General features: G+C 71.2%; 10 protein-coding genes. 5 read left to right on the top strand and 5 right to left on the bottom strand.

Annotation, left to right across the window (positions count from 1 at the left end; all coding sequences use genetic code 11):
• Positions 1–180 precede the first annotated feature (180 nt).
• Positions 181–1,125, bottom strand: a complete 945-nt coding sequence (locus tag L3i22_RS14695; protein WP_221327521.1) for an SDR family NAD(P)-dependent oxidoreductase — start codon at positions 1,123–1,125, stop codon at positions 181–183.
• 183 nt (positions 1,126–1,308) lie between these two features.
• Here L3i22_RS14695 and L3i22_RS14690 point away from each other — a divergent pair, with 183 nt between their 5' ends.
• Positions 1,309–1,878 (top strand): TetR/AcrR family transcriptional regulator, encoded by a 570-nt coding sequence (locus L3i22_RS14690; RefSeq protein WP_221327520.1) that lies wholly within the window; start codon positions 1,309–1,311, stop codon positions 1,876–1,878.
• Positions 1,879–2,034: 156 nt separating this feature from the next.
• On the opposite strand, the gene L3i22_RS14685 is transcribed toward L3i22_RS14690, so the two are convergent.
• Positions 2,035–3,081: a glycoside hydrolase family 26 protein gene (locus tag L3i22_RS14685; RefSeq protein WP_221327519.1), complete on the bottom strand. Its 1,047-nt coding sequence runs from the start codon at positions 3,079–3,081 to the stop codon at positions 2,035–2,037.
• A 214-nt stretch (positions 3,082–3,295) separates the two neighbouring features.
• Here L3i22_RS14685 and L3i22_RS14680 point away from each other — a divergent pair, with 214 nt between their 5' ends.
• Entirely contained in the window at positions 3,296–4,504 is a 1,209-nt protein-coding gene (locus L3i22_RS14680) for a dipeptidase (protein ID WP_221327518.1), read from the top strand.
• A gap of 549 nt (positions 4,505–5,053) precedes the next feature.
• Here L3i22_RS14680 and L3i22_RS14675 read toward each other — a convergent pair.
• Positions 5,054–6,697 (bottom strand): APC family permease, encoded by a 1,644-nt coding sequence (locus L3i22_RS14675; RefSeq protein WP_255658231.1) that lies wholly within the window; start codon positions 6,695–6,697, stop codon positions 5,054–5,056.
• A 179-nt stretch (positions 6,698–6,876) separates the two neighbouring features.
• Here L3i22_RS14675 and L3i22_RS14670 point away from each other — a divergent pair, with 179 nt between their 5' ends.
• Positions 6,877–7,146: a hypothetical protein gene (locus L3i22_RS14670; RefSeq protein ID WP_221327517.1), complete on the top strand. Its 270-nt coding sequence runs from the start codon at positions 6,877–6,879 to the stop codon at positions 7,144–7,146.
• A gap of 397 nt (positions 7,147–7,543) precedes the next feature.
• Here the strand turns inward: L3i22_RS14670 and L3i22_RS14665 are convergent, their stop codons facing one another.
• On the bottom strand, positions 7,544–8,218 hold the full coding sequence (locus L3i22_RS14665) for a response regulator transcription factor (protein ID WP_255658230.1): 675 nt from the start codon (positions 8,216–8,218) through the stop codon (positions 7,544–7,546).
• 91 nt (positions 8,219–8,309) lie between these two features.
• Positions 8,310–9,545, bottom strand: a complete 1,236-nt coding sequence (locus L3i22_RS14660) for a sensor histidine kinase (protein ID WP_221327516.1) — start codon at positions 9,543–9,545, stop codon at positions 8,310–8,312.
• Between the two features lie 130 nt (positions 9,546–9,675).
• Here L3i22_RS14660 and L3i22_RS14655 point away from each other — a divergent pair, with 130 nt between their 5' ends.
• On the top strand, positions 9,676–10,563 hold the full coding sequence (locus tag L3i22_RS14655; protein ID WP_221327515.1) for an ABC transporter ATP-binding protein: 888 nt from the start codon (positions 9,676–9,678) through the stop codon (positions 10,561–10,563).
• Complete coding sequence (locus L3i22_RS14650) at positions 10,560–11,339, top strand: ABC transporter permease (RefSeq protein WP_221327514.1); 780 nt, start codon at positions 10,560–10,562, stop codon at positions 11,337–11,339. The genes L3i22_RS14655 and L3i22_RS14650 overlap by 4 nt, the downstream gene beginning before the upstream one ends.
• Positions 11,340–11,402 lie beyond the last annotated feature (63 nt).

The following is an 11,402-nucleotide window of genomic DNA, read 5'->3' as shown; positions in this document are numbered from 1 at the left end:
GCGTTCGGATGATCCTTTGGAGTTATCCACACTGGCGGGTTATCCACAGGGGGTCCGCATGATCTTGGGCCGCCGCGCCATGATTGTCGGCGTGGAGGTGGCCCCCTGGGAGGGCGGGACTCTGTGGTCAAACGGTCCTGGCCCCTGCGGTCCTGGCCCCTGCGGTCCTGGCCCCTGCGGTCAGGAGGCGGTCAAGGACTCGGAGACGGTCCAGAGGCGGGCGGCGGACTCCGGGTCGAGGGCGTACGGGGCCACGCCGGTGCGGGTGCCGGGCTCGTTGGGGGCGGCCTCGTTGCAGTCCTCGAAGTAGCGACCGCCGATGCCCGCCAGCAGCGGGGACGTGGCGACCAGGACCGAGGTGGCGGCGCCCTGTTCCGGGGTCTTCCACTTCGGGCCGCCGCCGCCCGCGGCCTTGCGGATGCGGTCCAGTTCCTCGTCGGAGATGTAGCGCTGCAGGTTGGTGCGGATGCCGCCGGGCATCAGGGCGTTCGTGACGATGCCGTCGGCGGCCCAGCGGCGGGTGGCCTCGACGGCGAACAGGACGTTCGCGGTCTTCGCCTGGCCGTAGGCGACCCACGGGTCGTACTCCCGGTTGTCGAACATCAGGTCGTCGAAGACCACCGGGGACCGCAGGTGGGCGCTGGAGCTGACCGAGACGATCCGGGCGCCGCCGGCCGACCGCAGCGCGCCGAGCAGGCCGGTGGCCAGGGTGAAGTGCCCGAGGTGGTTGGTCGCGAACTGGAGTTCCCAGCCCGGGCCGGTGCGCATCAGCGGGGAGGCCATCACCCCGGCGTTGTTGACCAGGACGTGCAGCGGGCCGTCCCATCCGGCGGTGAACGCGCGGACCGAGGCGAGGTCGGCCAGGTCGAGCCGCGCGACGAGGATCTGCTTGTTGCCGGTGGTGGCGGTGAGGTCGGCGGCGGTGCGGTCGCCGGCCTCGGTGTCGCGGACGGCCAGGGTGACCTCGGCGCCGGCGCCGGCCAGCGCGCGGGCGGTCTCCACGCCGATGCCGGAGGCGCCGCCGGTGACGATGACGCGCTTCCCGGCCAGGTCGATGCCGGCGACGACCTCGGCCGCGGTCGAGTCCGCCCCGAACGGGGTGCTGATACGTGCGGTGTTCGTCATGATCGTGTCCCTCACCGATCCGAAGTACGCTAAGCGGAGGAACCTCCGCTACTGGCGACACTAACCGGAGGAACCTCCGCTTGCCACCGCCGCACGTGTCTTCCACCCCACAGCGGGATGTGGGAAGAAACCGGTCGGCGGACCCGGCTGCGAGGATGGGCGCGATCGGAGAAGGGGGCCCGGATGGCGGAACGGGTGCTGCGGGCGGACGCGCGCCGGAATCGGGAGCGGCTGCTGGAAGTGGCGGTCCGGGCGTTCTCCGAGGACGGGCCGGACGCGCCGCTGGAGTCGATCGCGAAGACGGCCGGTGTCGGGATCGGCACGCTCTACCGGCACTTTCCCACGCGGGAGGCGCTGGTCGAGGCGGCCTACCGCAGCGAGCTGGACCGGCTCTGCGCGGCCGTGCCCGAGCTGCTGGCCGAGTTGCCGCCGGACCGGGCGTTGCGCCGCTGGATGGACCTGTTCGTCGACTACATGGTGACCAAACGCGGCATGTCCGACGCGCTGCGGGTGGTGATCGCGTCCGGCGGGAACCCGTTCGCGCACAGCCGGGACATGCTGCTCGACTCGGTCACCCGGCTGATCGCGGCCGGGGCGGCGGCGACGACGATCCGGGACGACGTGCCGGCCGAGGACGTGCTCGTCGGGTTGAGCGGGATCACCCTGACGATCGGCGACCCGGCCCACCGCGAGCAGGCGCTGCGACTGCTCGACCTGCTCATGGACGGGCTGCGCCCCCGAGTTGCCGGTTGATCATGGCGTCCGGGTGCGCCATCAGCGACTGTTCGAGGCCGCGGGACGGTGCTCCGTCCGTACCAAATCGGCTTTTGGATCTTGATTTTTTGGGGGGAAAGCGAAAGCGCCGCCCGGGTGGGGGACCCGGACGGCGCTCTCAGGGGGGAGTGAAGATCAGCCGAGCTTCACGTTGAAGATCGGGTTGGCGGCCAGCTTGCGGAACGCGCTGAGCGAGGCCGCGGAGCTGTTGATGCTGATGTCGCGGTCGCCCTCGTCGTCGTGCTTGGTGTCGAAGTGCACGATCGCCTTGATCGCCGGGCGCTTCTTCAGCTCGTTGAGGACGCTGTTGTAGACGGCCGACTTGTCGGTGGTGCGGCCGACGCGGTGGTACGCGCCCCACTCGGCGACCATGATCGGCTTGCCGGCGTGCCGGGTGGTCGCCCAGTCGTACCAGCCCTGCGCGCCGCCCTTGGCCTTGCGGTCCAGCAGCGAGGCGAAGTTTCCGTAGTGGTAGTAGCCCTTCTCGACCGAGACGTAGGAGTCCAGGCCGACCCAGTCGACGACGTCGTCACCCGGGTAGAGGTCCTTCCACCAGGACTGCGCCATCCACTTCTCGTTGCCCATGTAGGCGACCACGTTGATCACGTTGCCGACGCCCTGCGCACGCAGGCGCAGGATGGTGTGCCGGTACATGGCCGCGAAGTCCTTGGCCTCCATGCCCGAGCCGGCGTGCGCCACGACATCGTTCTCCGGCTCGTGGTTCAGAACCAGGAAGAACTTCTTGCCGTACGCCTTGGCCCGCGCCGCGAACGCATCGATCCGCTTGTCCTGCTGGCCCTTGGCGACGGCCGCCCAGGTGGTGCCGTACGCGATCTTCCAGTTCTCCAGCAGCACCCGCGGGTGAGCGGCGTCCTGGGTCATCGCGATCTCGGCCTTGGTCGGGAACCGCTCGTTGCCCTTGTGGTACTGGTGGAAGATGCTCGCGGTGCGGCCGCTCGCCTGCTCCCACGTCTTGAGCGCCTGGTCGCGGGGCGCGCTGGTGAACCCACCGGCCGCACCGCCCCAGAGAACACCACAGGTCGGGACCAGCTTGGCGCCGGTCACACATCCCGCGTCGGCTGCCTGCGTAGCGGCCTGTGCCGGCGTGGCCGTCACGGCACCGGTGAAACCGGCGGCGAGGGCGGTCAGCGTCAGTACGGTCTTGCGCAGCGTCGACTTCAAAATCAAATACCCCCCGGTCTGTCCAGCGGTGTTGCCCGCCGGGCATGTGAAAGAGATTCCAGGGCGACGGGTGCGCGACAAGTGCCCGGCAAGGTGCGGGCGAGTTGCGGGTGTCCGGCATGCTTCCGGGGCGCGAACGGGTGTCCGGCAGGCTTCCGGGGTTCGAGCGGGTGTCTGGCTTGCTTCCGGGGTTCGCGCGGGGTAGCCAGAACAGATGTGGATCTTCGACGGGCACAATGACCTCCCCATGCAGCTGCGCGAGGTGCACGGGTCGAGCGTCACCGGCCTCGACCAGGGACTGCCGGGCCTGCACACCGACCTGCCACGGCTGCGCGCCGGCGGGCTGGGCGCCCAGTTCTGGTCCGTCTACGTGCCGTCCGCGCTCCCGGAACCGGAGGCGGTCACGCACACGCTGGAGCAGATCGACGTCGTCCACCGGATGATCGCCGAGTACCCGGACGCGTTCGAGGCGGCGTACACCGCGGACGACGTGGAACGGATCGTCGCCGACGGGCGGATCGCCTCGCTGATCGGCATCGAGGGCGGGCACAGCCTGGCGCGATCACCCGGCGTGTTGCGGTCCTTCGCGCGGCTCGGCGTCCGCTACGTGACGCTCACCCACAACCATCACACGGCGTGGGCCGATTCGGCCGCGGCGCCGCCGGTGGTGGGCGGCCTGACGGCCGAAGGGCTTGCGATGGTACGGGAGATGCAGCGCATCGGCGTTCTGGTGGACCTGTCCCACGTCGCCACCGAAACCATGCACGCGGCACTCGACGACGTCGCCGCCCCGGTGATCTTCAGCCACTCGGGTGCCCGGGCGATCACGGATCATGCCCGGAACGTGCCCGACGACGTGCTGGAACGCCTCCCCGCCAACGGTGGGGTGGTGCAGATCCCGTTCGTCGCCTACTTCGTCTCGTCCGCCGCGCTGGACTGGTTCAAGGCGGCCGAGACCGAGTGGGAGCGGCTCGGGCTGGCGCCGATCGAGCACGACTGGCCGCGCGGGCCGCGGGCCGGGGAGTCCGCGCCGCCGCTGTCGCAGGTCGTCGACCAGGCGGCCGAGCCGGCGTTCCGGCCCTGGCTGGCGGCGAACCCGCGGCCCGAGGCGACCGTCTCCGAGGTCGCGGACCACGTCGAGCATGCCCGGGCGGTGGCCGGGGTGGACCACGTGGGGATCGGGGCGGACTTCGACGGGACGCCCGATCTGCCGGTCGGGCTGGCGGACGTGGCCGGGTATCCGAACCTGTTCGCGGAGTTGCAGGCGCGCGGGTGGTCGGACGGGGACCTGCGGAAACTGGCGCATCGGAACGTGCTGCGGGTGATGCGGGAGACCGAGCAGCACGCGACCGCGCCGCTCTGGCCGTCAGCGGCCCCGGCAGCGGCGGGCGACGGCTCGCGCGACGAGGAATCCGCGGGCTAGATGCGGCGGGCCGCGCCGCGATCGTTCGGTTCGCGGCGCTTGCTTCGCGCGGGCCTGCTCGGCGCTGCCCGCTCTGTCGGCACGGCGTTGCCTGATTTGGTGCCGCTGGCATAGCGCTGCTTGTTTGCTCTGCGGGCGCTTTGTTGACGCTGCGCTTGTTACCGCGTTCACGGGGTGCGCCTGGTTACTTTTGGTGACTGGTCTGGGCGACGTGCGTTCGCCGCCGACCAGGGCGCCGGCCCGGATACCGGGGCCGGGCGGCGCGGATCCGCCGGAACCCGGCAGCGGGGTTCGGATGCCGGGGTGCCGACGGATCGGGCGGCTGGTCGCCGTAAAACTTCTTGGGCTTCACGACGACTGCCGAATGTTCCGCGCTCTGTACTGCGGGAACATGGAGATCGTACGGCTTCTTTCCGGATAACGCAGCGGGTGGGTGATCCAGATCGCCCGGGCTTGCGCCGCTCTCCGTGCAGACTTTAACCGCGCGGTGACGGTGAGGTGATCGCGGGTGCGTCACCCCACCCAGGCCACACAGAAAGTCACTCTGCGTTAACCTGCCGGCGGCTTCTCCGACTCTCCGGTCTCGGCTTCCCGCGGCTGGGGAGCGGGCCCCTGGGAGGCGGATGACGGGGGTCCGAGGGAGGCGCCGTTCACCCGGGGTGGGCCGGGCTGCGCCGGGATCTCGGGCTCCGCCGGAGGTCCGAGTGGCGTTTCCGGGGACGGGCGGGGCTCCGCCCGTACCGAAGGAGCGGTTTTGATCGGATCTTCCGGCGGGAGGCCGGTGCCGATCGCCGCGTAGACCGCCGGCCGGTCGCGGCGCAGGCGGCGGCCCCACCAGACGCCCAGCAGGTAGACCCCGAGGAACGCGATCGGCGGCAGCCACACCTTGACCGGATTGTGGGAGTCGAGCAGGTCGCCGAAGAACGCCACCGACAGCAGCAGCATCAGCACCAGGAAGACCGCGGCGATCCAGGGCGCGACCGACCGGCGCCACCTCGTCTCGCCGTGCGCGTCCCGCCGGAAGAACCGGAGCACGGCGAACGACGCGATCGTCATCAGCGCCAGGACCCCGAGGCCACCGGAGACCGTGCCGAAGAAGAACAGGTCGGTCGTCGGGTTCAGCACCAGCACCGCGAAGATCACCAGGGACAGGAACGCCAGCGCGGACTGGCTGATCGAGGCGGCGAACGGCACGTCGTCGCGGGTGCGGGCCAGCGCCGGCGGCAGCACGCCCTCGCGCGCCACGGTCAGCGCATAGCGCGCGACCGTGTGGTGGAAGGCGAGCATCGCGGCGAACAGGCTGGTCGCGAAGAAGATCCGGGCGAGGTCGATCAGCGCGGTCGGCAGGTACGGATCGGGGAGGACGAAGAACAGGTCGTTCAGGTACCGCGCGGCGACGTCGATGATCCGCTCCGGCCCGGCGACGACGGACATCGCCCAGGCGGACCCGCCGTAGACGATCGCGGCGACGCCCAGCGTCATGAAGATCGCCCGGGCCACCGTGCGGCGCGGGTCGCGCGCCTCGGCCGCGTAGACCAGCGGCGCCTCGAAACCGACCATGCCGGCGACCGCGCCGACCAGCAGTGACACCCCACCGGCGCTGGCGATCAGCCCCGGATTCAGCGTGTCGAAGGTGACCGCCCCTCCCCCGGCCGGGTGACCCAGCATGACCGCGTCGAAAATCAGCACAATCAGCACTTCAGCGCAGACCAGGACGGTCAGGATGCGGGCGTTGAAATCGATCTGCCGCAGCCCGAGGAAGCTGATCAGGGCCCAGCCGAACAACGCCCAGACGATCCACGACATCTTCAGCCCGAAGATCGCCGCGGCGTTGTGCGCGGCCACGCCGAACGCGCCGTAGAGGCCGATCTGCATCGCGTTGTAGGCGAGCAGGGCGATGAAGGCGGTGCCGACGCCGGCGGGTCTGGACAGGCCCTTCGCCGCGTACGCATAGAAGGCGCCGCTGTTCGGGACGTGCCGGGCCATCGCGGTGAGACCCACCGTGAAGATCGCCAGCACGATGGCGACCAACACATACGCGACCGGGATGCCCTTCTCTTTCACCTCCCCGTAGCCGAGAGGAAGCGCCCCGGCCACCACGGTGAGCGGCGTCATCGCGGAAACCGCGATCACGAACACCGACCAGGTGCCGAGTTTGTGGGCGTTGTGCCCGGTGAGCCCCGTCTGCGACACGGCGCCTCCTCTCCACAGCGGATCAGTACCAGACGCCGAAGATATCGAAGTTAACTGATCTTGGGGCGAGTTGTTCGACGGGCTGTGGATAACTCGCCGGATAACTCGCCGGATAACTCGCCGGCGGGAGGGACCGGGCGGGTCGTCGCCGGCTGTCCGAGACGGGTAGATTCGCACCTATGCCCATCGGCCCCCAGCCACACGGCCGCCGCGGCACCGTCGAGGAGCCGTACAGTCCGCTCAATCTCCGGCTGGTCCTCGCCGCCTTCGGCCTGGTGATCTGCACCGTCCTGTCGATCTTCCTGTTCCGCGCCGGCTGGACCGTCCCGGGCTGGCTCCTGGTCGCCTGGGCCGCGGTCGCCCTCATCGACATCGTGGTGATCCAGATCCGCCGCCGGGCCCGCACCCGCGCCGACGGCGGCCGCAGGGACCACAGCCTCTTCGAGTAAGGCCCGCCCAGCCCCGCGCCCGGCCGCTCACCCAGCCCAGCACCCAGCCCAGTCCCGGCCGCTCACCCGGCCCCAGCACCCGGCTGCTCACCAAGGCCGGCGGCCCCCACAGACCGCGCCCTCTATCCGCGGTCCGGTCCGCGCCACGGCCAGCCAGCAGCTCCCGCCGCGCAGCGCCCCTCGCACGCCGCAATCCGCGGCACGCCCTCGCCACGCCGCGACCCGTGCCACGCCCACGACACACCGCCGCCTCCGCCACACCGCCGCCTCCACCACGCCGCAGCCCACAGCACGCCGCTCACCGCGCGCCCGCCCGCATCTCGCCCGCAACCGTGCCTCGCCACGCGCGCCGCCACCGACAAACCGATCCGGCCTCGCCGCCCGCCCGGAAGCGCGTCTACGCCAGGCCCGCGTCGTGGACCAGCAACGCGATCTGCACACGGTTGTTCAGGCCCAGCTTGACCAGCAGCCGCGAGACGTGCGCCTTCACCGTGGCGACCGACATGAACAGGTCCCCGGAGATCTCGGCGTTCGACTTGCCTTGCGCCACCGCCAGCGCCACGTCGAGCTCACGCGTACTGAGCTGATCCAGCCGCCGCGAGGCGTGCCCGCGGTCCGGCGGCGGGGCGGTGGTGACATGCGCGATGAGCTGCCGCGTCACGCTCGGGGACAGGGTGGCCTCGCCGGCCGCGACCCGCAGCACCGCATCCCGGATCTGCGCCGGCGGCGTGTCCTTGAGCAGGAACCCGGCGGCTCCGGCCCGCAATGCCCGCAACACGAACTCGTCCGCGTCGAACGTGGTCAGCACCAGCACCTCGGGCGCGTCCGGCTGCTTCCGCAACGTCTCGGTCGCGGTCAGCCCGTCCACCCCGGGCATCCGGATGTCCATCAGCACGACGTCGGGCCGATGCTCCGCAACAGCGACCGGAACCTCACTGCCGTCGTTCGCCTCCCCGACCACCCGAACATCGGCCGCCCCGTTGAGGATCATCGACAGCCCGGCCCGCACGAGCGCGTCGTCATCCACGATCAGCACCCGAACCGGATCCCCACCGTCACCCCGCTCCCCCACGCTCGTTCCTCCCCCGCATGCTCACCGATCCCCGTCTACTCACGCCGCACCGCCGCCGCACCGCCGCCGCACCGCCGCCGCACCGCCGCGATCATGGTGCCTCCCACGGAAGCCAGGCGACCAGCTGAAAGTCGCCGGCGCACGAACCGTGGGTGAGGTGACCGCCGGCCAGCGAGGCGCGTTCGGTGAGGCCGACCAGGCCCACCCCCGTACCGGGAATGGGTCTTGCCGGAACCGCGACCGGCAGCGGATTGACCACCTCGATGGTGAGGCCGGCGCCGGAGGCGCCGCCGAGGCGGACCCGGACGATCGCGCCCGGCGCATGCTTGCGGGCGTTGGTCAGCCCCTCCTGCACGATCCGGTACGCCGTGCGCCCGACCCCGGCCGGCACCTCCCCGAGATCGACGGTGACGTCGAGGGTCACCTTGTCGCCGGCCGCCCGCGCCTCCTCGACCAGCGCCGGCAGCCCGCTCAACGTCGGTTGTGGCCGCTCCGGGCTCGGCTCGGCCCCGGGCTGGCCGGCGCGCAGCACCCCGATCACGGCACGCAGGTCCTGCAGCGCCTGGTGCGCGGTCGACCGGACCACCGACGCCGCGCCGGCGATCTCCGCCGGAGGAGCGTCGGGCCGGAACTCCAGCGCCCCGGCGTGCAGGCTGAGCAGGGAGATCCGGTGCGCGAGAACGTCGTGCATCTCCCGGGCGATCCGGGTGCGTTCCAGCACGCGAGCCTGATCGACGCGCAGCTGCTGCTCGGACTCGGCCCGGGCGGCCCGATCCTTCCAGGAGACGACCAGCTCCCGGCGGGCCCGGATGACCATGCCCCACAGCCCGATGATCACCACGATCACCACGCCCCAGAGGAACGTGGACCAGAAGTTGGCGTTGTTCTCCGGCCGGGCTGTGGCGAAGATCAGGTTGGTCAGAACCGCGAGGCCGGCATAGCCGGCGAGCACCGCGAAGCGACGGTGCACGGCGACCGTGAGCAGCATGATCAACATCGTGAACGCGCCGGCCACGCTGAACGCCGACATCACCAGGCAGAAGATCGCGAGCGGGAGCAGGAAGCGGCGCCGCCACCACAACCCGATCCCGGCGATGCCGCTGAGCACACCGTCGGTCAGAACCACCCACTCCGGCGTCGGATCCCACTCCTGGACCAGAGTCGGATGCGGGCTGAGAAGGTCGCAGGTGGCCCACACGGTGAACCCGAACCCCACCACGAAGCACAGGACGTCGACCACCCAGTCGCGGGTCGACCGCCGGGCCGGTGCATCCGGCTCGGCGGACAGCGCGGCCGGCAACAGCCAGCTGAATTCGACGTGACCCACGCACCGACTCTACGAGCGCGCCGACCACCCCCGATACCGACCAAAGTCGGTATCGGAACCTATACCAAGGTTCGTGGACATCGACCGATGGCCGAAGCGACGGACCCGCTCCGGACCACAGGCTGAGGACATGATTGCGGTCGAGAACCTCACCAAGCGGTACGGCGACCAGCGTGCCGTCGATGACGTGTCGTTCACGTGCGAGCCCGGCACCGTCACCGGCTTCCTCGGTCCGAACGGGGCCGGCAAGTCCACCACGCTGCGGATGATCTGCGGCCTCACCCCACCCACGGCCGGCGCCGCCACCGTGTGCGGCGTCCCCTATCACCGGCTCGGCAACCCGGGGCGGCGGGTCGGCGTGCTGCTCGACGCGTCCGCCCAGCACGCCGGCCGGACCGGCCGGGAGACGCTGGCCCTGGCCGCCCTGACGATGGGCCTGGACACCGCCCGGGTGCCGGACCGGCTGGCGAGGGTCGGCCTGGACGCCACCGCCGCGCGCCGCCGCCTGCGGGCCTACTCGCTGGGCATGCGGCAGCGGCTCGGCCTCGCCTACGCGATGCTCGGCGACCCGGGCGTGCTGATCCTGGACGAGCCGGCCAACGGCCTCGACCCGGAGGGCATCTTCTGGATGCGTGGCCTGCTGCGCGAGTTCGCCGACCGGGGCGGCACCGTGCTGCTCTCGTCGCACCTGCTGCGCGAGGTGGAGGCGGTCGCCGACCGTCTCGTGGTGATCGGTGGCGGCCGGATCCTCACCCAGGGCGACAAGAACGAGCTGCTCGGCGCGGCCGGCACGGTGGTGCGGCCGGCCGATCCGGCCGAGTTCGACGCCGTGCTGAAGCGCCTCGACCTGACCGGCACCCGGTCCTCGGACGGCACGATCCTGGTGCCCTCCGAGCCGGAGGCGATCGCCCGGGCCGCCGCCGCGGCCGGCGTCGTGCTGCTGGAGGTGCGGCCGGCCGGCGCCGGCGGCCTGGAGGAGATGTTCCTGCGTCTGACCAGCACTGGGGTGAACCGATGACCACCAGGACCGAATCAACGCCCACGGCCACTGCCCTGCCCACGTCACTTCCGCTCCCGCGGCTGACCTGGGTGGAACTGCGGAAGCTCGCCGACACCCGGGCCGGCCTCTGGCTGCTGCTGATCATCGGGCTGGCCACGGCCGGCACCTCGGCGATCATCCTGGGCTGGTCCTCGGACGAGGAGATGACGTTCGGCGGCTTCTACGCGTTCGGACTGCTGCCGTCCGCGGTCCTGCTGCCGGTGCTCGGCGTGCTGTCGGTGACCAGCGAGTGGTCGCAGCGCACCGCGCTCTCCACGTTCACGCTGGTCCCGGCGCGGGGCCGGGTGATGATCGCGAAGATCGCCGCGGGGGTGCTGATCGCGGTCGCGGCCACCGCGGCGACCGCCCTGATCAGCGCCGTCGCGAACCTGATCGGCGCGGCGATCGGCGGCGACGGCGCGTGGCGCGTGGACGGGTCGCTGCTCTGGCAGGGACTGCTGCTCCAGGTAATCTTCGTGCTGATGGGCATCGCGTTCGGTGCGCTGCTGCTCAGCACCCCGCTGGCGATCGTCCTCTACTTCGCGCTGCCGATGGTCTGGTCGGTGCTCGGCAGCGTGATCAAGGGGCTGCAGTCCACCGCCGGATGGCTGGACATCAATGTCACCACGACCCCACTGTCCGAGGCGGACATGACCTCCGGCGAGTACGCCCGGCTGGGCGTCTCGGTCGCGGTCTGGGTGCTGCTGCCGCTGGCCGTCGGGGTGGTGCGGGTGCTGCGCCGCGAGGTGTCCTGATCCGTGCCCGGCCAGGGCCGTCGCCGTCCTCGGCGGCGGCCCTTCGCGCCGTTTCCGGGTCGT

The organism is Actinoplanes sp. L3-i22 (genome assembly GCF_019704555.1).
In the GTDB taxonomy this organism is placed as follows: Bacteria; Actinomycetota; Actinomycetes; order Mycobacteriales; family Micromonosporaceae; genus Actinoplanes.
Note: the sequence above shows the minus strand (reverse complement) of the source record. Positions and strands in the feature narration are given on the sequence as shown.

What these genes read in the sequence shown, in the direction of transcription:
- L3i22_RS14655 (WP_221327515.1), top strand. Translation starts at nt 9,676, where the DNA reads ATGATTGCGGTCGAGAACCTCACCAAGCGGTACGGCGACCAGCGTGCC.
- L3i22_RS14680 (WP_221327518.1), top strand. Translation starts at nt 3,296, where the DNA reads ATGTGGATCTTCGACGGGCACAATGACCTCCCCATGCAGCTGCGCGAG.
- L3i22_RS14650 (WP_221327514.1), top strand. Translation starts at nt 10,560, where the DNA reads ATGACCACCAGGACCGAATCAACGCCCACGGCCACTGCCCTGCCCACG.
- L3i22_RS14695 (WP_221327521.1), bottom strand. Translation starts at nt 1,125, where the DNA reads ATGACGAACACCGCACGTATCAGCACCCCGTTCGGGGCGGACTCGACC.
- L3i22_RS14670 (WP_221327517.1), top strand. Translation starts at nt 6,877, where the DNA reads ATGCCCATCGGCCCCCAGCCACACGGCCGCCGCGGCACCGTCGAGGAG.
- L3i22_RS14690 (WP_221327520.1), top strand. Translation starts at nt 1,309, where the DNA reads ATGGCGGAACGGGTGCTGCGGGCGGACGCGCGCCGGAATCGGGAGCGG.